This window comes from Nocardioides plantarum, from assembly GCF_006346395.1.
In the GTDB taxonomy this organism is placed as follows: Bacteria; Actinomycetota; Actinomycetes; order Propionibacteriales; family Nocardioidaceae; genus Nocardioides; species Nocardioides plantarum.
This window is the reverse complement of record NZ_VDMS01000001.1, coordinates 639,745-663,810: the sequence shown is the minus strand read 5'-3', so window position 1 is coordinate 663,810 and position 24,066 is coordinate 639,745. Positions and strand designations below refer to the sequence as shown.

General features: G+C 67.5%; 16 protein-coding genes. 8 read left to right on the top strand and 8 right to left on the bottom strand.

Annotation, left to right across the window (positions count from 1 at the left end; genetic code table 11):
- Window positions 1-101 precede the first annotated feature (101 nt).
- The 3 genes from FJQ56_RS02955 to FJQ56_RS02945 all read left to right on the top strand — a co-directional run bounded on the left by FJQ56_RS02955 (window position 102) and on the right by FJQ56_RS02945 (window position 4,555).
- Window positions 102-1,727, top strand: a complete 1,626-nt coding sequence (locus FJQ56_RS02955) for a succinic semialdehyde dehydrogenase (RefSeq protein WP_140007702.1) — start codon at window positions 102-104, stop codon at window positions 1,725-1,727.
- Window positions 1,724-3,439 carry a GMC family oxidoreductase N-terminal domain-containing protein gene (locus FJQ56_RS02950; protein WP_140007701.1) on the top strand — a complete coding sequence of 572 codons (1,716 nt, stop codon included), beginning with the start codon at window positions 1,724-1,726 and terminating at the stop codon, window positions 3,437-3,439. Before FJQ56_RS02955 ends, FJQ56_RS02950 begins: the two co-directional genes overlap by 4 nt.
- A gap of 183 nt (window positions 3,440-3,622) precedes the next feature.
- On the top strand, window positions 3,623-4,555 hold the full coding sequence (locus tag FJQ56_RS02945) for a quinone oxidoreductase family protein (protein WP_140007700.1): 933 nt from the start codon (window positions 3,623-3,625) through the stop codon (window positions 4,553-4,555).
- Window positions 4,556-4,560: 5 nt separating this feature from the next.
- Here the strand turns inward: FJQ56_RS02945 and rraA are convergent, their stop codons facing one another.
- Entirely contained in the window at window positions 4,561-5,055 is a 495-nt protein-coding gene (rraA, locus tag FJQ56_RS02940) for a ribonuclease E activity regulator RraA (protein ID WP_140007699.1), read from the bottom strand.
- A 49-nt stretch (window positions 5,056-5,104) separates the two neighbouring features.
- On the opposite strand from rraA, the gene guaA reads away from it, so the two are divergent.
- Window positions 5,105-6,682, top strand: a complete 1,578-nt coding sequence (gene guaA / locus FJQ56_RS02935) for a glutamine-hydrolyzing GMP synthase (protein WP_140007698.1) — start codon at window positions 5,105-5,107, stop codon at window positions 6,680-6,682.
- Window positions 6,683-7,463: 781 nt separating this feature from the next.
- On the opposite strand, the gene FJQ56_RS02930 is transcribed toward guaA, so the two are convergent.
- From FJQ56_RS02930 to FJQ56_RS02920, 3 genes are all read right to left on the bottom strand, one after another.
- The gene (locus tag FJQ56_RS02930; RefSeq protein WP_140007697.1) at window positions 7,464-10,745 is read right to left on the bottom strand and encodes a hypothetical protein; all 3,282 of its coding nucleotides are present in this window, start codon (window positions 10,743-10,745) and stop codon (window positions 7,464-7,466) included.
- Between the two features lie 164 nt (window positions 10,746-10,909).
- Entirely contained in the window at window positions 10,910-12,250 is a 1,341-nt protein-coding gene (locus FJQ56_RS02925; RefSeq protein WP_140007696.1) for an ApeA N-terminal domain 1-containing protein, read from the bottom strand.
- Window positions 12,251-12,481: 231 nt separating this feature from the next.
- Window positions 12,482-17,275, bottom strand: a complete 4,794-nt coding sequence (locus FJQ56_RS02920; RefSeq protein WP_140007695.1) for a sacsin N-terminal ATP-binding-like domain-containing protein — start codon at window positions 17,273-17,275, stop codon at window positions 12,482-12,484.
- A gap of 143 nt (window positions 17,276-17,418) precedes the next feature.
- Between FJQ56_RS02920 and FJQ56_RS02915 the strand changes: the two genes are divergently transcribed.
- The 3 genes from FJQ56_RS02915 to FJQ56_RS02905 all read left to right on the top strand — a co-directional run bounded on the left by FJQ56_RS02915 (window position 17,419) and on the right by FJQ56_RS02905 (window position 20,410).
- Window positions 17,419-18,623 (top strand): IS3 family transposase gene (locus FJQ56_RS02915; RefSeq protein ID WP_140007694.1). Its coding sequence is split into 2 segments (ribosomal slippage): window positions 17,419-17,703 and window positions 17,706-18,623, totalling 1,203 coding nucleotides; the frame shifts between segments, so codons are not numbered across the junction.
- A gap of 90 nt (window positions 18,624-18,713) precedes the next feature.
- A complete protein-coding gene (locus FJQ56_RS02910) occupies window positions 18,714-19,805 on the top strand; it encodes a hypothetical protein (protein WP_140007693.1) in 1,092 nt (363 codons plus the stop codon).
- A 296-nt stretch (window positions 19,806-20,101) separates the two neighbouring features.
- On the top strand, window positions 20,102-20,410 hold the full coding sequence (locus FJQ56_RS02905) for a DUF4143 domain-containing protein (RefSeq protein ID WP_170215240.1): 309 nt from the start codon (window positions 20,102-20,104) through the stop codon (window positions 20,408-20,410).
- A 22-nt stretch (window positions 20,411-20,432) separates the two neighbouring features.
- Here the strand turns inward: FJQ56_RS02905 and FJQ56_RS02900 are convergent, their stop codons facing one another.
- The 3 genes from FJQ56_RS02900 to FJQ56_RS02890 form a co-directional block, all read right to left on the bottom strand.
- On the bottom strand, window positions 20,433-21,776 hold the full coding sequence (locus FJQ56_RS02900; protein WP_140007691.1) for a cation:proton antiporter: 1,344 nt from the start codon (window positions 21,774-21,776) through the stop codon (window positions 20,433-20,435).
- A gap of 131 nt (window positions 21,777-21,907) precedes the next feature.
- Window positions 21,908-22,777 (bottom strand): TIGR03619 family F420-dependent LLM class oxidoreductase, encoded by an 870-nt coding sequence (locus tag FJQ56_RS02895; protein ID WP_140007690.1) that lies wholly within the window; start codon window positions 22,775-22,777, stop codon window positions 21,908-21,910.
- Between the two features lie 52 nt (window positions 22,778-22,829).
- Window positions 22,830-23,291: a DUF5709 domain-containing protein gene (locus FJQ56_RS02890; RefSeq protein ID WP_140007689.1), complete on the bottom strand. Its 462-nt coding sequence runs from the start codon at window positions 23,289-23,291 to the stop codon at window positions 22,830-22,832.
- Window positions 23,292-23,352: 61 nt separating this feature from the next.
- Between FJQ56_RS02890 and FJQ56_RS02885 the strand changes: the two genes are divergently transcribed.
- The gene (locus tag FJQ56_RS02885) at window positions 23,353-23,739 is read left to right on the top strand and encodes a VOC family protein (protein ID WP_140007688.1); all 387 of its coding nucleotides are present in this window, start codon (window positions 23,353-23,355) and stop codon (window positions 23,737-23,739) included.
- 105 nt (window positions 23,740-23,844) lie between these two features.
- Here FJQ56_RS02885 and FJQ56_RS21985 read toward each other — a convergent pair whose 3' ends face one another.
- Window positions 23,845-24,009: a GPGG-motif small membrane protein gene (locus FJQ56_RS21985; RefSeq protein WP_170215239.1), complete on the bottom strand. Its 165-nt coding sequence runs from the start codon at window positions 24,007-24,009 to the stop codon at window positions 23,845-23,847.
- Window positions 24,010-24,066: the final 57 nt, after the last annotated feature.

Below are 24,066 nucleotides of genomic sequence, written 5' to 3'. Positions count from 1 at the left end.
CCACCGGGGTCACACCGATTGACAACCACCCGTCCCATGTAAAGAACCACAAAAGTGACCGATCGGTAGCCTCGGAGACGCTGGTCACATACTCTCGGTATATGGCCCCGCCCCAGAACCCGATGCCCGCAGGTGGACCACTGGTCGAGGGGCCGGCCGATCCCGAGCACGACCCCACCGCCGTCTACGCGCTCGAGCCCGACTACGTCGCGGGCCTCACCTCGCGGCTGGTGGCCACCACCGGTCGCACCGCCGCGGTGCGCAGCCCGCTCGACGGCGCCCCGCTCGCGCACATCCCGCAGTCGAGCGAGGACGACGTGGCCGAGGCGTTCGTCCGGGCCCGTCGTGCGCAGGCCGCCTGGGCGCGTACGCCGATCGACGAGCGGGCCGCGATGCTGCTGCGCCTGCACGACCTGGTCCTCGAGCGGCAGGACGAGATCATCGACCTGACCGTGCTCGAGTCGGGCAAGGCCCGCAAGCACGCGTTCGACGAGCCGCTCCACATCGCGCTCACCGCCCGCTACTACGCACGCACCGCCCACCGCCACCTCGACACCCGGCGCAGGCTCGGCGTCGTACCCGGCCTCACGCGGGTCGAGGTCAACCGGGTCCCCAAGGGCGTCGTCGGCATCATCTCGCCGTGGAACTACCCCTTCACGATGGCGCTGTGCGACGGGCTCCCGGCACTGCTGGCCGGCAACGCCGTGGTCACCAAGCCCGACGCCCAGACGATGCTCACCGCGCTGCTCGGCGCCCGGCTGCTCGACGAGGCGGGGTTCCCGAAGGGCCTGTGGCAGGTCGTCGCCGGCGGGGGGCCCGAGATCGGCGGGCCGATCGTCCAGCGCGCCGACTACGTCTGCTTCACCGGCTCGACCGCCACCGGGAGGCTCATCGCGGCGCAGTGCGCCGAGCGGCTGATCGGCTGCTCGCTCGAGCTCGGCGGCAAGAACCCCCTGCTCGTGCTGCGCGACGCCGACCTCGAGAAGGCCGCCGAGGGCGCCGTACGCGCCTCGTTCTCCAACGCCGGCCAGCTCTGCGTCTCGATGGAGCGGATGTTCGTGGCCGACCAGGTCTACGACCGGTTCGTCGAGCGCTTCGTCGCCCGTACCCAGGCGATGACGCTCGGCGCCACCCTGGCCTGGGAGAACGACATGGGCTCGCTGATCAGCCAGGACCAGCTCGACACCGTCGCCGCCCACGTCGACGACGCCGTCGCCAAGGGGGCGCGGGTGCTGACCGGCGGTCGGGCCCGGCCCGACCTGGGGCCCTACTACTACGAGCCCACGATCCTCGAGGGGGTCACGCCCGAGATGACGTGCTTCGGACGCGAGACCTTCGGCCCCGTGGTGTCGCTCTACCGGTTCCACGACGAGGCCGACGCGGTCGCCCGGGCCAACGACGGCGACTACGGCCTCAACGCCTCGATCTACAGCCAGGACGGCGACCGGGCCCGCGCCATCGCCCGTCACGTCAGGTGCGGCACCGTCAACATCAACGAGGCGTTCGGCGCGACGTTCGCCAGCATCGACTCCCCGATGGGCGGCATGCGCGAGTCGGGGATGGGCCGCCGCCAGGGCAGCGAGGGCATCCACCGCTACACCGAGTCGCAGTCGGTCGCCACGCAGCGGCTGATCCGGTTCGCGCCGATGCTCGGGATGTCCGACGAGACCTACGCCAAGATGATGACCGCCAACCTCACGATCATGAAGAAGCTGGGACGCGCATGAGCAACGACTTCGACTTCGACGTACTCGTCATCGGCTCCGGCTTCGGTGGGTCCGTGGCCGCCCTCCGGCTGATCGAGAAGGGCTACACGGTCGGCGTGGTCGAGGCCGGTCCGCGCTTCGAGGACAAGGACTTCGCCTCGGGCACCTTCGACCTCAAGCGCTACCTGTGGGCCCCGGCTATCGGCTGCTACGGCATCCAGCGCATCGACGCGCTGCGCGACACCCTGATCGTCGCCGGCGCCGGGGTCGGCGGTGGGTCCCTCGTCTACGCCAACACGCTCTACGAGCCGCTCGACCAGTTCTACAAGGACCCGCAGTGGTCCGGCATCACCGACTGGAAGGACGAGCTGGCCCCCTACTACGACCAGGCCAAGCGGATGCTCGGCGTGGTCGACAACCCCGTGCACACCCCGGCCGACGACGTCATGGCGAAGGTCGCCAGCGACATGGGCGTCGCCGACACGTTCCACCCGACCCCGGTGGGCGTGTTCTTCGGTGGTCCGTCCGCCAAGCCCGGCGAGCAGGTCGAGGACCCGTTCTTCGGCGGCGAGGGCCCGAGCCGCAACGCCTGCCTCAACTGCGGCGAGTGCATGTCGGGCTGTCGCCACAACGCCAAGAACACGCTGGTCAAGAACTACCTCTACCTCGCCGAGAAGCGCGGTGCCCGGGTGCTCCCGCTGACCACCGTGACCCGCATCAGCCCGCGCGCGCAGGGTGGCTACGAGGTCAAGGTCAAGTACACCAAGGCCAAGCGCGCCACCGCCAAGAACACCCGCACGATCACCGCCGAGCACGTCGTGATGGCGGCCGCCTCGCTCGGCACCCAGAAGCTGCTCCACCGGATGAAGGACGAGGGTCACCTGCCCCGCCTGTCCGACCGGCTGGGCTTCTTGTCGCGCACCAACTCCGAGTCGATCCTCGGCGCGATCGCTCCCAGGACCGACAAGACCGACTACTCCTACGGCGTCGCGATCACGTCGAGCTTCCACCCCGACGAGCACACCCACATCGAGCCCTGCCGCTACGGCAAGGGCTACAACACGATGGCCCTGATGCAGACCGTCCTCACCGACGGCGACGGCGACGTGCCCCGCTGGCAGTCCTGGCTCAAGGAGCTGTGGAAGCAGCGCGCCAACATCCGCGAGCTCTACGACATGCAGCACTGGTCCGAGCGCACCGTGATCGCCCTGGTGATGCAGAGCCTCGACAACTCGATCACCACCTACGGCAAGAAGTCCCTGCTCGGCTGGCGGATGACGTCGCGCCAGGGACACGGCGCGCCCAACCCGACCTGGATCCCGGTCGCCAACGAGGCCGTACGCCGGATCGCCGGCATCACGGGGGGCACGCCCGGTGGCAACATCGGGGAGCCCTTCAACATGCCGCTGACCGCCCACTTCATCGGTGGCTGCGCGATCGGCACCTCGCCCGAGGAGGGCGTTGTCGACCCCTACCAGCGGGTCTTCGGCCACCCCGGCCTCCACGTCGCCGACGGCTCGGCGATCTCGGCCAACCTGGGCGTCAACCCGTCGCTCACGATCACCGCCCAGGCCGAGCGGGCCATGGCGCTGTGGCCCAACAAGGGCGACGTCGACCAGCGGCCCGCCCTCGGTGAGGACTACCGCCGGGTCGAGCCCGTGCAGCCCCGTCACCCCGCGGTGCCGCCGACCGCGTCCGGTGCGCTCCGGCTGCCCATCGTCAAGGTGTCCTGAGGCGTAACCCCCTCGCGGGAGCCTCGTTGAACCCACGAACTCGGTGAACACCTGCTCCCTCCCGAAGGGCCGAGTTCATGCCCGTGTGATGCCCGCATCCACGTGGACGCGCCAGCCCCGCCACCCTCCCTCCCGGCGGGGCTGGGTGCTGTGCGGACCGTCCCGCCTGGCTACGGTGGCCTGATGGCCCAGTGCTGGATCGCGACCCGTCCTGGCGGCCTCGACGTCCTCGAGCTGGTCGAGCACGACCTCGCGCCGCCGCGGCAGGGCGAGGTGACGATCGCCGTACGCGCTGCCGGGCTCAACCCGGCCGACGCCAAGCACGTGGCCCGCGGTGACGCCGCCGACTTCCCCAAGCGCCTCGGCTACGAGGTCGCCGGGGTCGTGAGCGCGGTCGGGCCCGACACCGCCATCGCCTCGGGCGCCGTGGCGGTCGGTGACGAGGTGCTGGCCTTCCGGGTCGTGGGCGGCTGGGCCACGGAGCTGACCGTGCCGGCGCGCGACGTGTTCGCCAAGCCGCCGCGCCTGTCGTTCCCCGAGGCCGCCAACCTTCTCCTGGCCGGCACCACCGCGGCCGAGATGCTCCACGTGACCGGGGTCGCCGACGGCGACACCATCCTCGTGCACGGTGCCTCGGGTGCGGTCGGCGTCAGCGTGCTCCAGCAGGCCGCGCTCCTCGGCGCTCGCGTGGTCGGCACGGCGGGCGCCGCGCGCGCCGACGTCGTACGCCGCTTCGGCGGCACGCCCGTCGAGTACGGCGACGGGCTCGAGCAGCGGATCCGCGAGCTCGCGCCCGACGGCGTCGTGGCCGCCCTCGACTGCGTCGGCACCGACGAGGCCGTCGACGTCTCGCTCGCCCTGGTCGCCGACCGCGACCGCATCGTCACGATCGCGGCGCCCGCCCGAGCAGGCACCGACGGGTTCCGGGCGATCGGCGGGGCGATGCCGGCCAGCGCGGCCTTCCGCGACGGCGTCCGCGCCCACCTGGTCGACCTCGCCGCGGCCGGGCGGCTGGTGGTCCCGATGGCGCGCACCTTCGCCCTGGCCGACGCCGTCCAAGCAGCCACGCTGCTCCAGCAGCAGCACCCCGGCGGCAAGCTGGCCCTGATCCCCTGACGGGGCTACGGCAGCACGACCACGCCGTCCTCGTCGCTGACCAGCGTCGCGCCCGGGGTGAAGACCACGCCGCCGAAGGCCACCGGCACGTCGCGCTCACCCGTGCCGTGCTTGGTGCTCTTGCGCGGATTGGTGCCGAGGGCCTTCACGCCGAGGTCGAGCCCGGCGAGCAGGGCGGAGTCGCGGACGACGCCGTGGATGACGACGCCCTCCCAGCCGTTGCCGACGGCGAGGTCGGCGATCACGTCGCCCATCAGCGCCCGGTGCAGCGAGCCGTCGCCGTCGACGACCAGCACCTTGCCGTGCCCCGGCTCCGAGAGCGTCTGGCGCACCAGCACGTTGTCCTCGTGGCAGCGCAGCGTGACGACCTCGCCCCGGAACCTCGTCCTCCCGCCGTACTGGCGCAGCTGCAGGTCGCACGACCCGAGCGCGTCCCCGTGCTCGTCGTGGAGGTCGGCGGTGGCGACGAACTCGGCGGGCTGGTCTGCGGGGGGAGTCATGCAGGGAGTCTAGGAACGGCGTGGGCGCGGGCCTCGATACCCTTCGACCATGACGGCGACCGAGACCCCTGCCGAGCACGACCTGGTCCTGGTGGTCGACTTCGGCGCCCAGTACGCCCAGCTGATCGCTCGCCGCGTGCGCGAGGCGCGCGTCTACTCCGAGATCGTCGCCCACCACGTGCCGGTGGCCGACATGCTGGCCCGCAAGCCGAAGGCGATCATCCTGTCCGGCGGGCCGTCCTCGGTCTACGCCGAGGGGGCCCCCGGCATCGACGCCGCGATCTTCGAGGCCGACGTGCCGGTCTTCGGCATGTGCTACGGCTTCCAGCTGATGGCCAAGGGTCTCGGCGGTGAGGTGGCCGCGACGGGCGCCCGGGAGTACGGCCGCACCCCGGTCGCGGTCGGCACCCCCGGCACGCTGCTCGCCGAGCTCCCGGCCGAGCACTCGGTGTGGATGTCGCACGGCGACTCGGTGACCGCGGCGCCGTCCGGCTTCGAGGTGCTCGCCGCGACCGCCGGCACCCCCGTGGCGGCCTTCGAGTCGCTCGACCGGCGGATGGCCGGCGTCCAGTGGCACCCGGAGGTGCTGCACACCGAGCACGGCCAGGCCGTGCTCGAGCACTTCCTCCACGACATCGCCGGCTGCCGCCAGACCTGGACGATGCTCAACATCGTCGAGGAGCAGGTCGAGCACATCCGGGCCCAGGTCGGTGAGGGCCGGGCCATCTGCGCCTTGTCCGGCGGCGTGGACTCCGCCGTCGCGGCGGCGATCGTGCAGCGCGCCATCGGTGACCGGCTCACCTGCGTCTACGTCGACCACGGGATGATGCGTCAGGGCGAGACCGAGCAGGTCCGCCACGACTTCGAGGAGGTCTTCGACGTCCTCGACGTCGTCGACGCGGCCGACCAGTTCATCGACGCGCTCGCGGGGGTCCGCGACCCCGAGGAGAAGCGCAAGATCATCGGGCGCGAGTTCATCCGCACCTTCGAGGCTGCCGAGGCCCGGGTCTTCGGTGACCTCGAGGCCGGGGCCGCGACGGCCTACCTCGTCCAGGGCACCCTCTACCCCGACGTCGTCGAGTCCGGCGGGGGAGCCGGTGCCTCCAACATCAAGAGCCACCACAACGTCGGCGGTCTGCCCGACGACCTCGACTTCGAGCTGATCGAGCCGCTACGCACGCTGTTCAAGGACGAGGTGCGCGCCGTCGGCGAGCAGCTCGGCCTGCCGTCCACGATGGTCTGGCGCCAGCCGTTCCCCGGCCCCGGCCTCGGCATCCGGATCATCGGCGAGGTCACCCGCGAGCGCCTCGACCTGCTCCGCCAGGCCGACGCCATCGCCCGCGAGGAGCTCACCCGGGCGGGTCTCGACCGCGACATCTGGCAGATGCCGGTGGTCCTGCTGGCCGACGTGCGCTCCGTCGGCGTCCAGGGCGACGGCCGCACCTACGGCCACCCCGTCGTCCTGCGGCCGGTCACCAGCGAGGACGCGATGACCGCCGACTGGGCCCGCCTGCCCTACGACCTGATGGAGCGGATCTCCACGCGCATCACCAACGAGGTCGCCGAGGTCAACCGGGTCACCGTCGACATCACCTCCAAGCCGCCGGGCACGATCGAGTGGGAGTGAGCCACCAACTCTGACCTGCAGAAACGAGTGTCGCCGTCGATCACCATCGACGTAGGCACACGTTAGCCGAGCGGTCCGACGGATCCCCGGAGGACTCGCGAGACGCATATTCAGCGCGGTTGCTGGACGCGGGGCGAGACGTGGCCACGTCTCAACCCGAGTTGCTTCGTTGGAGCGGCCGGTGGCCGGTTTGGTGCCCCAGTGTTGCTGGGCGTTCGAGTGGTCACTCAGCACATTCACGTGAGTGAGGTGACTGCGCTGGCGGTCATTGGCAGAACGGCAATAGTGGCAGAAGTGAGCACGTCGCTGGCATGTAGGTTCAGGTCACGGTGGTAGGGACGGTGCTCGCCCGGTCGGTGGCCGTGACGGTGACGACTGACTTGTTGGTGTCGTCAGTCGTCAGGGTGATCGGCCAAGGATATGGCGTGCTCGGCGTTCCGGCGCAGGTTCGGTTGGTGATCGTGTGTGCGTTGGTACCGGTTTTGATGGTGATTGTGTAGGTCGGCAGGTGTCGACTTGTGATCAGTCGTGGTCGTCGCAGCCGTACATCACAGGCACGGGATGGCCGTCTGCCCGCGCTTACCCGACGTCCCCACGAACTCCGGCAACGGCTCCAGCGCCGGACGACTCGGATACGGCACGGGCTTCAAGTCTTGATTCGCATCGCCGCAACGCAGCCACACCGCCATCAGGTGCGCTACTGGTACAAGCCTCACAGCGGAGAGTCGCCAACCCGGAGCCCATCGGCTTGGTGCGAAGGAACGGGCCCGCCGCACGGCATCTATGCACCCTCAACTGACGGTCGATCGAAGCATCGTCTGACTGAATGCCGGATGTCGGTGATCAGGATGTCGCGGATCGCGGCCAGCGGCGGTGGCAGTGGAACGTCGAGACGGGCAATGGCTTCGGCTAGCGTCCGACGTACCTGGTGGGCGTGATCATGTGCCTGGGCGAGCAGGACCTCGACGTATCGATCAGGTTCTCGGACCGTGAGAGTCGCTGCCACTTGTCGGAGGACGTTCTGGTCACGGCTCGCGAGAAGCGCTGCGTCGACGCTCGTGGTGACATCGTGCGGCAACTGATGGATGGTGAGAGCGGCGCAGTAATGGTCGCGACCCTCGGTCGAGTTGAACAGGTCGATCGCCGCTCGAAGAATCCTCCGCTCCTGCTCGGGATCGCCGTCATGCGCGATCGCGGCGTGTGCCAGGCGGAGCGCCTCGCCGCGCAAGGATGCTGAGCCCATCGAAACCTGGAGAGCGCTGAGTGGATGTGGTGTGCCCGTGAACTGGTCAAGGGCGCTCGGGCCTGGCGCTTCGGAGAGCAGCATCCAGGCCGTCTCAAAGGCGGCTGCCCTGGCGCCAGGCGCCTGATCGATGACCAGGTTCCTTGCACCAATCAGGGCATCCTGTCGGTTGAGCGCCGCTTCACGGGGGTCGGTGGCGATGAAAAGCAACTTGTCGAGGCATGGCTGCGACTCGTCAACCGGGAGGAGGCTGACCAAGTACGAGTCGCTAGGAATCCCTGTTCCGAAGGTCGTCACGCCAGGTCTTGGGTCCTCACGGTTGAGGATGCGGTCGCGTGCAACGCGTGCCCGATGCTGGACGATGTCGTGGTCAGGGACGATCGTTTGCAGAGCGACGTCGCTGAGGTACTGCCCCTCCTCCGCAAGCCGGATGATTCGTGATCGGAGGTCTTCTCGTTCGGACGGTGTGATCGTCGAGATGTAAGTCGGTGGAAGGATTTGGTCCGCGTCGTCACCAGTGATCAGCGGTCGAACCTGATCGTGAAGTAGGGCCTTCTGGGCATCCTGTGAGCCAGCCGCTGCGAGTGCGATCAAGCGTGTCAGGGCGAGGTAGGCGAGCGTCGGATGCTCGATCGCAATCGGGACACAACATCCTGCCTGCGGTTTGTCGGTACTCCACCCATGGTTCGGCTGGCGCTCCACATACGGCGCCAACAGTTCGAGAACCTCGACGGCCTGCTCCGACGATCCTCGGTGCGCGAGTTCGCATGTCGTCTTAATTGATTGTGTCGCCAGATGACCAAACGGAGAGTCGATGAGTTCCCCGACCTGGCCGCGTCGCGCCAACGCGATCGACGACCGCAGCAGAGCGCGTACAACTTCAGCGGGCAGCAGGTCCTCTTGTGCGGAAACCTGCTTCAAGATCGTGGAGGCTACCCACCATGGCTGGTCTGCGAGAGGCCCGAACGGCAACGGCGTGTCACCCAGTGCTTCGGCTAGAGCGACGATCTTCTTGCCGTCGCCCGCCCGCTGGTAGAGCAGCGCCGCTCGGAGCGGTTCACGGTTCTGTGCGTATCTGTCGGCCAGAAACGTGATGGCCTCGACCTCGCTGGCCCACGCACCTGTGATGCACGCGTCGATCAGCCATCGCCGCGCATGCAATACAGATTCGATCGGGCGGTCTGACACCAGTGCAGCCATCGCTGCTTCACGCGGACTCCGGACGCGGTGCAGGTATGTGCCGGTGGCAGTCGCCCGCAACGCCTGCGCCAGTCGGTGCTCGTCATCGATGTGATCTGTCAGCGGCCCGTACCGGGAGTTCAGCGCGCGGATGGAGTAGAGCCATCCTGCTGCCTCTCTGTCTAGGTCGCTCTCGATGCCGTGGCTGACGGCATCCCGCCAGCCATCCAAAGCGTCTTCGGTCCGTCCATCGTTGGCACAGCGTCGCGCTTCGCGGGATGCGATGAGCGCTGCGGCACGACGGGGGACCTGGTAGCGGCGCGCCTTGATGTTCAGGTCGAGTCGTTCGTCGGCGTCGTATTCCGCCCGGACCAGGCGAAGTTGCAGGAGGAGGTCAGAGTCCGGCTCCCGTGCAGCCGCGTCGGCAATCGCCGTCTGGATATGGACGTCGATGTGGCTAAGCCGTCCGGGGTCGGTGGCAAGCATGTCCTCTGCGAGGAGGAGGACGAGTGTCGAGTGGTAGGGCGGATTGGGGGCGTCCGGCGTTGGGGGGAGTGCTGCTTCTAGACGCGAGGGGCCATCGATAGGTCGCAGGGCGTCGTACACGGCCGCTTCGATCAATTGAACGTGCCGGGCCTGTTCAGCAGTCGATGTTTCGGCGGTCTGTTCGGCTATGGCGCGGACTCGGCGGGCGAGTTCGCTGGCTGCGTCACGATCGCCACGCATCAGTGCGGTAGCGGTCAGGCCGCCTGCCAATGCGACCGCGTCCTCCGGACGTGCCGCCGAGGCCAGGACCTCCAGTTGACGACGTCGCAAGACAAACGCGTGACCAAGGAAGTGGTCATCGTGAAGCCGTTGAGCGACCTCACCGAAGAGTTGTGCTGACCGGACGGGATCGGAACCGATGAGGGCCTCCGCCTCTCGGAGCACGGGGGCGACGTCTGTGGTGCTGAGTGGTCCGAGCAGGATACGTTCTGCCCGCTGCTGCCGGTCGAGTGGCGGGGCCGGGATCCCCGGTAGTGGTGCGCCGGTGCAGAAGGCGTCAGCGGTCTCGCGAGTCCAGAATCGGCCCACCACGTCGGGGAGGTCACGCAATCGCTCGTTGATCTGCTCGCTGCCCCATAGGTCCAGAACAAGGTCGGGGTGTTCTTCCTGAAGCACGGCGAGTTCGTCTGCGCACTGGGTGGTCTGCGTCGATGCCGACGTCACCACGATGAATGTCTGGGCGCCGAAGGGCCGCGTCCCGACGGCGAACGTCTCGACTGCGGAGCGGAGGTCACTGGCGGTGAATGCGATGTAGTCCTTGCACTGGGCGACCAGCCACGAGCCGTCCGGCATCCGGCCCGCAAGATCGATCCCATGCTGCGCCTGGCCCTGGACCCCGTAGCGGCGGAACTGGAAGTCCCTAGCGCCATGCGTACGTCTCATGAGCGCGAAGACGAACTGTTCGAACCGATCCCACCCCAGACGGAGGTCGAGGTCAGCGCCAGCAGGCGCAAACGCGGGCCGCCCCTGCGGTGGTGGCGCCGCCAGATTCGAGTCGGACGACGCTGGCGCCCAGGATCCCTCGACTCGCGTGCGCATCACGCTCACCGCATGTGGCTGCACTACCGGTTGCATATCCGGAGGGGTCTCGGTCACCTGCCTACCTTGCACTCAACGGTCGCTACGGCGAACGGCGCCCATGTCGCAGTTCGTCCGCCCCCGTGCGACGGCTGCACATCTGCCGTCTGCTCGAAGGCACGATCGACGGTGGTCCGTGGGGTTCCGCAATTGCCGCCCACCTACGCCTCGGTCCCGGTGCCCTACTGATTGAGCAGCCGGGTGATCCGGTCACCGTTGATACGCGACCGGAGCGTGTTTCGTTGGACGCCGATCAGGGTGAGGACCCACGCTCGGAAGAGTTGGATTCCGCGCCGGTAGACGTTCAGGAGGAAGTCGGCGTCTGGGAGGGGCCGGTTCGCGTGCTTGACCGCGTTGTACCCCTGGGCAAGGTCCGCCGGAAGTGAGTCGTTCGGCTCGAGAACCGACAGACCCGATGGCAGGAGCGCACAGATGCGTTCGATCCGGCTTCGGAAAGACTCGTTGCCAGCATCCTGGGCGCCGACTCCAGCACCCCTTGCCAGGTGGTAGGCAAGCGCCTCCAACCCCATGCCGAGTTGCGCGACGTGGGTCTCCAGGCTGGCGCCCTCCAAGTCGAGAAGCCGCAGCACGGGCTGGATCGCTCGCGGCGCCTCACGATGCATCTTCACCCACCGGTGGACGCCTCCGGGCGCCGCGTCGGCGTGGGAGAACAGGAGATCCGAGCGTCGCAACTCCGTAGACGACCCCATGGCCCCGAGCAGCGGTGACACCACGGGACGCCAGGCGCGTCCAACGATCTCGCCACTCATGAGCCGCTCTGGCGACGCGTTGCGCGTGGCTTTCGCATCCACGAAGTTCACAGCCCGCCACGCCGCGATCCGCATCAGGTCGCGCACTGCGAAGTGGCAGTCGAGGTGTTCACCCCAAGACCGCACCTTCCCGGTCATGGTCTGCACCGACACTCCGTCGTGAACCAGAATCTGGTCGGCGCGTTCGTGAGCGCGCATGAAGGAGGGATGGAACTCCAAGTTCAGAATCGGCGACCCGGCAATTGGTGGTGGTGACTCAAGACGCAACATGAGCGCCCGAAGAGTTCCGTCGGGATTGCTCTCGACCTGCTCGTCGATGCTGCTAGACCGCAGCCACATGCCGAGGCCTTCGACCTGCGTTTGGAGGCCGTTGATCCTCGTGAAGTGCGAGGTGTCGTTGGCTCCGAGGATTGCGAAGTCGACTGCGATCTGACCGGTTCCGGCCCCGACGCCGAAACTCGTCGTCCAGCCGACGCTGCGGCAGCCCGTAAGGACGACAGTCCCGGCAGGGTCAACGAACAGCAACTCGTTCGGTATCGAGTAACGGAATCTGGTTCCGTCCGGGTCGTCGCCCCACCATGCCGCATCGCCTATGAACCGCCGCTCGTGCCGTTGCTCCTCGTCGCCAAACCACGGCACGGTCAGCCTAAGTTTCCGATCTTCGAGGCTCAGCGACGCTGGGAATGGGCCGCCCTCGTCATCGTGGAGGACGTGTCCCAACCGGGACTGACCGGGAACCAGCGTGTTCGGCACCTGCACGACGTTTCCACACATCGACCCGTTGCCCGGTCGACACGCCTCGGCACGCCGCGACGCCACCCAATTCGCACCAGGACAATCGGTTCCGGCGCGTGGTCTATAGGTTGTCAGGCGACAGAGTGATCGACGGCCGTCACGGATGGGGCGTCGCAGAGGCCAAGGGCGGCACGCATAGCCACGAGAATGACCTCGCCACCAATCTCAAGTTCCTAGATCGGGTCCTTGCTAATCGGCGGCCGGTGCAGGTCCGTCTTCTTCGTCCTGGTCGAGCGTGAACATCAGACTCGTCGCTTCCTGGATCCCGCTGTATGTGATGACGCTCGTCTCTTTCATGGTGAGTTGGTTGATGGGGTCGCTGATGACACGGACCGTTGGACGTGCGTCGGGTCCTTCGAGGTTGGAGACGATGACGAGGAAGAAGTTCGGCTCTGTCAGCGCGAGTCGGATCTGCGATGGCTCCAGCCGTACTGTGTTGTGCTCCTCGCGACCGAATACCTTCAACTCGTAGAACCGTTCAAGGTCGTCGATGGCGTCGGCGCCGACTCCTCGTTGGTTGCGGATGTCCTGGAGGGCTTGTGCGTCGCCCTTCAGGACGCGACTGGCGATCTCGATGCCTAGCCGTTCCTTCTCGTCCTCGCTGTACGCGCGGTAGGTAGTTGAGCGCTTGGGTGGTGGCTTCGACTTGTCCACAGGCGCCGTGCCGCTGTCGTTCGTCGCTTTGCTCTTCGGGTGTTTCGGGGAGGAGCCATTGCCGTGGACGGCGCCGCTGGCGCTGGCGCCGTCGGCCGCGTCGGAGGGATCGGGGGGAGGGTCGGATGACGAGGCCGTTCCGTGGACGATCTTGCCCTTGATGTCCTTGACGAAGAGGTTGTCCGGGTTGACGAGGAATCTTGGTTTGCGGACTGGTGATGCTTCTGCGTCCGCAGGGGTCGTCGTATCGTTCTCGGCTGCGTCGTTACCGGCCGTGTCGTTCGCTTGTGCGGGTGTGGCTGCGGTGGACGCCTTCTTTCCGTTCTTGGCGGCGGCTGTCTTCTTGGCAGCCTGTTGCTTCTTGTCGTGAGCGTCTGCTGCGTCGGTGGAGAGTGCTTCGAGGCGGGCTATGGCGAGTGCGGCTGCTGCGGCGTCTCGTTCGGCGTGCTCTGCGGCCAGGGTGAGCGCATTGATGTGCTGCCCTTCCCGATCGGCCAGGACGGCTGCCAGCCAGGCGTGAGTGACTGGCCGTGCGTCGCCCGTGAAGAGTGTTGCGAGAGCACGTGCGACTCCTTCGACACGTTCGATCTCCTCGATGTCAGAGATGAACAGCGCCGCCTCCTGAGCGTCGAACATCGCTCGTATCGGGATGGTGAGCGGCGTCTTGTCGTTGGGGAGGGTGAGTGTGGCTTTGAGGGCCGGGTCGATGCGAACCTCGTATGCGGCCGCGTCAGTCCAGGCGATCCGCATCGTGTCTACGAGCACCGGTGCGTTGCGTGTCAGGTCGGACTTGAACTGGTCCAGGATCCGGGTGAAGGTCCGCGTCGTTGTTTCGTCGATCGCTCCTGCGCTCGGATCGGCGACGCGGACGAGGTCGCGGTCAAGGGCGGTGATCCTTAGGTCGTTGAAGAGCCTTTGGAACTGTGCAGGGTCGACGCCGGGTAGCCACATGGGTCGGTCGGTGCCGATCCCCAGTGCCAGTTGGTGGTCATCGGTTGAGTAGACGGGACGGCGAGCATGCCATCCGATGGAGGTCCAAAGGGGGAGTGTGCGGAGTTTGTCCTTGAGGCGCCGAGGGAGTGGTTGTCGACGCGCCTGGAGCAACTGGTCGATGGTGCGGAGCGTGTCGACGATGATCGTTTCGTCGTCCGATGTGGGTTGGTGCTTTGTCTTCCCGATCTCGACAAGTACGTTGATGCAGTCCTCCAGCCTCGGTTCGGGAATGCGAAGCGCCCGCCAGAGTGGGTCGGTTCTGGGGATCGGTGGCGTGAATTGTCGTCGTGTGCCGAAGATGGGTCGTCCGCGCAGGAGTTCGGCCGGGGTGCACCATCCCTCGCTGATGCGGATCAGTCCGCCACGCTGCGATAGGTGGTCGACTAGTTGTCGTTCGGTCAGGCCGAGAGACTCCCGGCCCGCCCTGACCCGGTTCGCGAGGGCTTGGTAGATGACTCCGCACTCGGCGAACGTCTCGTCGGTCGCGGATTCGCCGCGTAGTTCGCGAAGCCGTCGGACGAGGTCCATCGTGTTTGGTTCGCCGTACACGCCGAGGGCGTCGAGGATCTCCGGGCGTGTGTCTGCGAACCCAGGATGGACAAGAGCGCTCGGGTCGTTTCCGAACAGGGCTCGGTTCGACTCGCTTTGGCGGCGGAGGTTCGATGGTGTCGACGCCTGCCCGGCTGCGTTTTCGAGCCACGGAATAGAGGATGCCCGCCAGAGCCAGAAGGCTCGGGTGGTCCCTCGGTGATGCCACGTGTGGTGTGCGTGCGCTGCATCGACGGAAGCGTGTTCGCTGAGTTCACGCCATCCGCGTCGCAGTGTTGCGAGTATCGCTGAGGCGCGCTTTCGCCGTTGGTCGTTGTTCGTGTCCCGTGCGATGTTCTGCAGCACTGCGGTGAGGTCGAGGCTGTCGTAGTCGTAGTCGTCGAGCGTCCAGTTGGCGTCGAGGTCCACGAGCGCGCGACTTCGCGCGGCCGGACCACCGTTGAGGTATTGCGGAACTCCCTTGCGATAACTGCTCCGGTAGTACTGGTTGCCCGCCGCGTGAGGTGCGAGTCGGGGTGCGGTCAGACAACCCAGGACGCGCAGTAGTCGCGACGCGCCCAGCCCGCCGTCGCGTTTGAGTTCCGACTTCAACAGTGTGTTGTACCGCCGGTGTGCCCACCTGAGGCCCGGAGTCGGACCGGCAGCGGTCTGGAAGCCGTCGGCGTTGCCCTCGATCTGGCGTGGCTGGTAGGCCTGGCAGGGCAGGGCGTGGCCCTCCTTCTCCGTGCCCGTGGTGTCGTAGAAGGTGACGCGGATGAAGATCGCCCTTCCGAGGTTTGGGCCGAGGCGTCTCCATTCGGTCGTTCCGAGAGGCTCCATCGCGGTGCGTAGTGCCGCGAGGTGTTCGTCTTTGAGGGGCGCCTCGATCGGGTTGCCATGTGCTCCGGCAGTGGCGAGCCGTTCGAGCGAGGCAACATCGTCTGGCCCGATCAGCCGATGTGTTGTGGTGAGCCAGTCCAGAACGGCGGTGGATGGTCCGGTCGACATGAGGTACTCCGGATGTATGACTTCGCCGAAGCCGAGCGATTGGGCGAGGCTGCCGCTCTCCCGTACGAGCACCCGGGGGTGGTGGGGTTGTGGTGGCTTGACCCGTTCGCCCCGATCGTTGATGACGCACGTGTGGTCTCCAAGAAGAGTCGCCAGTCCAGCGTCGAGAGCAACTGCGGTGAGGTTGATGGTTCGGCTGATGTCGGGTTCGGCGGCGACCTGGCCGTCGAACAGTCTCAGTGCGTCGGCAACGGTGACCTCAGCGGGTAGGGCGGCTTCGGTGGCCCGCCACTGTGTGAGCACTGATCTCCACACTCCACGCTTGTCCCGCGCCTCTTCTGGGAGGCGACGAGGCAGTTCGGCAAGCCGGGCGACCTCATCATCGGTCAGATGCCTGCTCAACGGTGCTGCTTCCACCGCGAGACTCCCTAGGGGCACTGCTTCACCGTCAACGGGGAACGTGATGTGTGACGCCAGGTTGGTCGCGCGATCGATCAGGTCCAACCGAAACGCGTCGACAAGGTCGTCGGTCGATGACGCCTCTGCTGAGCCGTGATTGGTCGCCGCGTTCGGTGCGGTTGCCAGGGCAGGGACGCAGCGCCAGGCCTTCCGAGGCTGAGTGTCGAACAAGTGGGCCATCGTGCGAAGCCAGAGCCCGGCGGCGAGTCGCGCGACGGCGAAGTTCCAGTCGCTGTTCTGCAGCCCCTGACGTGTGGTGAACGGATCGAACTGGGCGTTGACGAGTGCCGGGACCACTGGCAGGTCGACCACGGGTAGCCCGGCATACATGACGCCATGGCTCGACTGTCGATTGAACAATGGCAGTGCGATTCCGATCGGCGTCGTAGCCCCTTTCCGCTTTCTGACTCGATCCACGTCTGGCGGACTCGGAACCTCACACGTCGAGAGAAGCCATCGGCGCCCGTCCGCAGCGGTTACGCGACGGACCGTTACTGACACGCGATCGGGCCGGTTCGCGATCAACTCGGACTGGGCGTCGGCAGGTTGCTCGGCCGTCGGTATCCCAGACTCGGGGGTGTTCGTGTCGAGCTCCCACTCGACTTTCGCTTCCCTGCCGACATCGAGTTGCAGCGTCCGCGACCGATGAGGGGTCGCGAACACGACCTTGCGAACGTGGCCGAGGAACATGAGCGCGGCGTCATCCCAGCGGTCGCACCACTCCAAGAACTCGGCTTCGGTCGCGGCGCCCTCGCGGAAGGCGACCTTCAGCACGGTTTCCTCGACGTACACGCTCTCATCGGGAGTCGACAGCAGGTTCGACACAAAGGGGTCACCCACCTGAACGTGATAGTGGCCGCTGTGGACCTCGAAGGTTTCAGCGAACCGGTGAAGCGTGCTCAACCCGACACCGAACCGTCCCGTTGCCGCAGCGTCATCCGACTTGGTCGTCAGCCACGGCACGGCCATCGCCCGCAGGTCCCGGAGATTGACGGCACGGCCGTTGTGCCGAACCTCCAACACGTCGTCATCGAGCATGAACGACACCACCGTGGCGGCCACGTCGTTGGCGTTCTGCACAACCTCCGACAGTCCTTGGAACGCGTCAGTCGACAGCGACTCTGCGCCGCCTCGACTGTTGTCGATCACTTCCTCGAACGTCTTCCCAGCCGCACGAAACGCTTCCGCTAGACCTTCAACGGCAGCGAAGCACTCAGCAGCACCCTGTGGTTCATGCAGCACCGGGTCATCCGGCTCGCGAACAAGATGCCCAGCCGCTTCACGAGCACGATCGACACCGACCGCAGCCCCGTCGGGCGTGCCGAGATCTTCTATCGCCACCGCAGGCCCTCCCCAGTCGACTCCAAGGACCATAGACGCGAGACAGCGGACCTGGCACCCATTGGTCGACATCCGGGACTGCTGCACGGATAGGTGACATCTGATCTGCGTCGATGTGGGTCGGCGCTGGAAGGATGTGCACCATGCCGAAGGCGTTCCCCAAGGAGTTCTGCGAGGACGTGATCCGGGTCTACAAGGACTCCGATGCCTCGATGGCCCAGGTCGCGAAGGACTTCGGTATCTCGCCGTCGTGCCTGAAGCGCTGGCTTGCGGTCGATGAGAAGACCTCGACCCGGTCGTCGGGCTCGCGCAGCAGCGGCGCCGAGTCCGAGGCGCTGCGCGAGGCGAACAAGCGGATCAAGCTGCTCGAGCAGGAGAACGAGGTCCTACGCCGCGCAGCGGCCTACCTGTCCCAGGCGAACCTGCCGGGAAAATGATGTACCCGCTCGTCCGCGAGCTGGCCGCTGACGGGGTCCCCGTCGCGGTGACGTGCCGGGTCCTCAAGATCGCCCGCCAGCCCTACTACCGCTGGCTCCTCAGTCCGGTCACCCGCGCCGAACTGGCTGCGGCCTACCGTGCCAATGCCCTGTTCGACGCTCACCGCGACGACCCTGAATTCGGATACCGGTTCCTGCTCGACGAGGCCAGAGAAGTCGGCGAGTCGATGGCCGAGCGGACGGCCTGGAAGATCTGCTCGCAACTGGGTTGGTGGTCCTCGCACGGTAAGAAGCGCGGCGGCAACGGCAAAAAGCCAGGCCCGCCGGTCCACGACGACCTGTGCGCGGTCACCGACAAACACGGGGTGACCCGCCACGAGTTCAAGGCCAGCAGCCCGAACAAGCTCTGGCTCAGCGACATCACCGAACACTGGACCGGCGAAGGCAAGCTCTACCTCTGCGCGATCAAGGACGTCTACTCCAACCGGATCGTCGGCTGCTCCATCGATTCGCGGATGAAGTCGTCGCTGGCGGTAACGGCGCTGAATAACGCCGTTGCTCGCCGCCGACTCGAGGGTGGCGATGTGGCCGGCTGTGTGATCCACACCGACCGCGGGTCGCAGTTTCGGAGCAGGAAGTTCGTCCACAACATCAACCGCCACTCGATGATCGGCTCGATGGGTCGAGTCGGAGCCGCTGGCGACAACGCGGCCATGGAGTCGTTCTTCGCGCTTCTGCAGAAGAACGTCCTCAACCAACGGGCGTGGGCGACACGTCAGGAGCTGCGGATCGCCATCGTGACCTGGATCGAGAGGACCTATCACCGACGCCGTCGGCAAGCTGCTCTTGGAAGGTTGACCCCGGTCGAATACGAACTGATCATGAAGCCAACCGCGACCCAAGCGGCCTGACCGAACCTGTCACCGGTTCGCGCAGCAGTCCCGAGCCTCCATCAGATCCGGCACGCGACATACCGCCAACTGTCGTGATCTTCTTGGCACATGAAATTGCACCGCCTAGCGGTCACCGAACTCGTGCCCCCGCCGGTCGGTCTCCGTCGCTGTGTCCTCTATGTAAACGGCGACACCGTGGTCGCCATCAACAACTTCGAGGGCTGCGAGGACTACACCGTCTTCGAGCACGCCCCGGGACTTACGATGTCGTGGGCCAGGCCGGCGGAATCGACGCCCACCCGGGTCATGCTTGAAGCCTCGGCGCCGGTGGACGTGGAGGTGGACGGCCTCAGAATCCGAGTGCCCCGCGAGACGCTCGCCGCGGCCGAGGCCGGTCTCGCGCAAGCAGCGAATCTGTTGTCGGTCATATGCCAGGCCAAGTACGACGTCTACTCACCACGCCCATACTTGTTTCTGGAGGCTGAGACCGCGCAAGAGGTCGACCAACTCGAGCAGTGCGTCAAGATCGAGTTGCCCTCGTTCCGGCCTGGACCGCTACGCCTCGCACCGGGCAGTCACCAACAAGTGAACTTTCAGGCCCTGCTGGACGACCGGCCAGCCGGCATCACGCTGCTTGGCGCCGCACTCGCGGCCGGGCACGGAGTCGCCAAGCTGCACGAGCTTATGCGCCTATTCGAGAATGCCTTCGCCGTCGCGGGGCACCGACTTGTCGACCCACTTACCGACTTTCTCCGCACCCACCCTTACCGCGCCGGGTACACCCGCGGTGAGGTCAATAGTTGGGTTCGCGAACTACGCGATCCGGCCACCCACGCCGACCTGTCACGGTCCAAGCGCATCCTGCTCGACCCCGACGTCGAGCCTAGGCTGCCACGGCTTGAACAGGCCGCCTACGACGTCCTCTTCAATAAGTCTCGATGGCACAACGTCGACACTGGTCGAACGGCACGGTGGGATTTCGGCGGTGCCCTCCAACAAGATGGTCGAATCACACTCTCGGAATCGGCAGTTATGCAGATGACCGATGACTGGGACCACTTTCAGGCCTTCCGCCTGAACGCCCGCTACCGCGTCCAAGCCGACACTCTGCCACCAGGCTGGAAGGCTGCCGACTGGTACTTCAGCACAAACCAGCGACGACAACTCGGCGAGGAGGTGGAGGACGACGAGGACATCTAGGCGACTCAAGCGGGATGTCGCTGCGCGGGGTGGTCGCGCGGAGCCGGCAGCGCGACATTGTCGGGCGCATCCGTGGCACACGGCAGGCTCATGGTGGTTCACCATGTCCCGTGATCAGTTGCGAACCACCGCGATCGGTAAGCCGAACTGCCACGGAAGGCGAACAGAGCGCCGCCACATAGCGCTGCAGCCCATAGTCGCGACCTTCGGTGGGCGACTCAGTCGACTATGCTCACGGTAGCCTAGGGCTGCTGCTCAAAGTAGCGTGAGCGATGAGCTAAAGATTGCGTTGCGATGTGGACTACGCGGTCAGGTCGTTGGACGCCGAGCTCGCCCAGACCGCCGAGGCGACGGTCGGCCACCTGCGCACCCGCAACGGCGACCACGAGGTCGACCTCGTGGTCGAGGGGCCGGACGGGCGCGTGGTGGGCATCGAGGTCAAGCTCGCCGCCGCGGTCGAGGACCGCGACGTACGGCACCTGCACTGGCTGCGCGAGCAGCTGCCCCGCGACGTCGTGGGCCTCGTGGTGATCACGTCGGGCAGCCGCGCCTACCGCCGTCCGGACGGGGTGGCGGTCGTCCCGCTCGGCCTGCTGGGGCCCTGAGTGCGACAGGCCTGCAACGAGCTCAGTCGCTGTTGCCGGACGGCACGGACTCGAGGCGTCGCATCACCGGCGTCGCGGCGATGCCGTGCACCATCACCGAGAACGCCACGGTGAACCCGACGGTCGCCCACACCCAGCCGGCGTCCGGGAACTCGGCCTCGTTGGTCGCCCAGGCCATGTAGTAGAGGCTGCCGACTCCACGGATGCCGAAGAAGGCGACCGCGAACCGACCTCGGGTGTCGAGCCCGCCGGCCTTGGAGTTGAGCCGGGGCACGATCGCGAGCGAGAGCCAGGCGACCACGGGTCGGATCACGAGGACGAGCACGACACCGATGGTCACGCCGCGCCAGTCGAGGTCCTGGAGCAGGCCGGAGGAGAACGCGACGCCGAGCAGCAGCAGCACGACCAGGGTCAGGAGTCGCTCGAGGCGCTGCACGACCTCGTGCATCTCGCGGTGGTAGTCGTGGCGGTGCTCGGCCGCGCGCAGCGCCATCGCACAGGCGAACACCGCGAGGAAGCCGTAGCCGTGGGCGAGCTCGGTGAGGCCGTACGCCGTCAGCAGGGCCGCCAACGCGAGCAACGGCTCGCCCTGCTCGGCCAGGCGGAGCGACTCGGCGCGGCTGCGGAACGCGACCGCGCCGAGCAGCCGGCCAAGCCCGACGCCGACGGCCACGCCGATGAGGACCTTGCCGAGGACGTACCAGCCGAGGAACTCACCGGCCCCGGCCCAGAAGGACCCGCCGGCCAGCACCAGCACGGCGAGGTGAACGAAGGGGAACGCCAGACCGTCGTTGAGCCCGGCCTCGGAGGTGAGAGCGAACCGCACCTCGCCGGCCAGGTCGACCTGCGTGCGGTCCTCGGCGTAGGGCACCTCGTCGGGCTCGTCGTCGCCGATCGAGGACCCGGGGCCACCGACCTGGACGTCGGAGGCGAGCACGGGGTCGGTGGGGGAGAGCACTGCTCCCAGCAGGAGGGCCGTGGCCGGAGCGAGCCCGAACGCGGCCCACCCGAGGAGCGCCACCAGGCCGATCGTCACCGGCAGCGCGACCAGCAGCAGCCGCCAGGTCGGGGACCAGCGTCGCCACGTCGAGGGGCGCAGCAGGTCGAGCGGCCGGTCGATCGCCAGGCCGACGCCCATCAGGGCCACGATGACGGTGAGCTCGGTGACGTGCTCGACGACGAGCCGGTCGCCCTCGTCGGGCACGTAGATCACCAACGAGTCGGCGAGCGGGGTCGCCCCGAGCACGACCCCGGTGAGCAGCAGCACCATCGCAGGGGACACCGCGTAGCGGTGCAGGAGGGCTGGAAGGGCCACGGCCCCGAGCAGGCACGCACCCGCCAGCAGGAAGTAGGCCTCGGATTCCATCTCCGCCCAGTGTGGCGGCTGCCGCGCCTGCTGACCCACCTCCGCCTGGGTGACCGGCGGGTCTCGACAGGCTCGACCGACGAGGTACCTCGGCCGACGACATACTCGGTGATCGAGCCTGTCGAGATCCCTTACCCCTGCGCCGGCGCCATCACGTCCTCGGCGAAGCGCCGCATCCCGTCGAGCTTCTGCTCCAGGCTCGCGTCGAGCCCGCTGTAGTAGGCCCAGGGCATCGTCCAGACCTCGGTGACGCCGGCGGCGCGGGCGGTCGCGAAGTGCTCGGGCAGGAACGCGTCGGACAGGGCGGTGATGATCTCGAACGGCTCGTCCGCGCGGCCGGCCTCGGCCCGCAGCTCGCGCAGCCGGGCGGCGTGACCGCAGGCCTCCTCGACGCTGTAGATGTCGCCGACCCAGCCGTCGTGGCGCACCGCGCGCCGGAAGGCGATCTCGGACAGCCCCCCGACGAGGATCGGGACCTGCGACGGGGGAGAGGGGTTCATCTGCATCCGCGGCGCGGAGTAGAACTCACCCTCGAACTCGGTCCAGCCCGGCTCCCACAGGGCCTTCATCAGGGCGATGCCCTCGTCGGTACGCCGGCCGCGCGTGTGGAAGTCGGCGCCGAGCAGCTCGAACTCCTCCTTGCACCAGCCGATCCCCACGCCGAGCGACACCCGGCCACCGGACAGGACGGCCGCCGTACCGACGGACTTGGCGACCTGGAACGGGCTGCGCAGGGCGGCGACGTAGACCGAGGTGAAGAAGCGGATCCGCGTCGTCACCGACGACAGGGCGCCGATCAGCACCCACGGGTCGGGCCACTCAGCCTCGATGTCCCAGCGCCGGGCGCCGTCGGGCGTGTAGGGGTACGGCGTCGACAGCTCCTCCAGGTCGACGACGTGGTCGGGCACCGAGACGGCGTGGTAGCCGAGCTCGTCGGCGGCGCGGGCCAGCGCCACGAGCTGGTCGGCCGGCTGGAAGGCGGTGACGATGGAGAAGCGCACCGCGCCAGCGTAGAGGACCCAACTAGAACGTGTTCTCGTTCGCGGGCTGAGGTCAGTCGTCGAGCACGTGGTCGTCCTCGTCGACGACGTGCATGGCCGCCTCCTCGGCCGAGGCGGCGGCACCGTCGATGCCGACGTCGAAGCCGATCAGGTCCTTCTCGGTGTCCTCGCCGAACCCCTGGTCGGGGGCGACCAGCCGTCCGGCCCGCGCCCGCCCGACCTCACCGTCGTCGATCGCCGACTCGCTCTGCTCGTCGGGCTCGGGCAGGTCGACCTCGGCCTCCGGCTCCTCCTGCGCGAGGCGCTGGTCGAAGCTCTCGCCGACGGACTCCTCGTAGGGCGTGTTGCCGAACCCCTCGGCCACCGACCACTTCTCGGGCGGCGAGTAGCCGCGGTCGAGCTCGTCGGCCACGTCGTTGCCGGCTCCGTCGCCCAGCGTGTCCTCGCCGGTCAGCTGGTCGCTGTCGTCGGTGTCGTAGGTGCCGTACTCGTCGGTGCCGCCGGACTCGCTCATGGCCCCACCGTAGTAGGCCCGATCAGCGGCACGGCCTGGTGCGGCGTCCTAGGCTGCGCGCATGGGACGAGCGATCCATCACGTGGACCTGTGGGTGGCCGACGCGGGCCTGGCCGCCGACGAGTGGGGCTGGCTGCTCGGCGAGGCCGGCTGGGAGATCGACGTGCCCGGCTCGTCGTGGGTCCACCCCGACGGCACCTACCTCTTCCTCGAGCGCTCGGCCGACCAGGTCGACGAGCCTTACGACCGGCACCGGCCGGGGGTCAACCACCTGGCGGTCACGGTCGACACCCGGGTCCTGCTCGACCGGATCCGGGCCGAGTCGACGGCCCACGGCTGGCACGAGATGTACGCCGACCGCTACCCGCACGCTGGCGGGGACGAGCACACGGCGCTCTACCTGGAGAGCTCCGAGGGCTTCGAGGTCGAGATCGTCCTCGACGTCTGAGCGCCTCGGCGAGCAGTGACGCCACGACGCCGCGAGGGCGCCCCCCGAGACGGGAGACGCCCTCACGGGTGGTCGTGCTCGCGGCCCCGAGGGGCGGCACGAGCGTCAGACGCGGCTTCCCTTGCGGCTGTTGAAGATGCTCCAGCCGCCGGGGCCGATGGCCAGGCCGACGACGATGAGGACGATGCCGAAGAGGATCTGTCCCTGGATGAGCTGGACGACGCCGACGACGACGAGGATGACGGCAAGGATCCAAAGAAGGAAGCCCATGGTGTTGCTCCTGACTGCTGGTGGGCCCGCGTGTGGGGGTGTGGGCCCGGCCCGGAT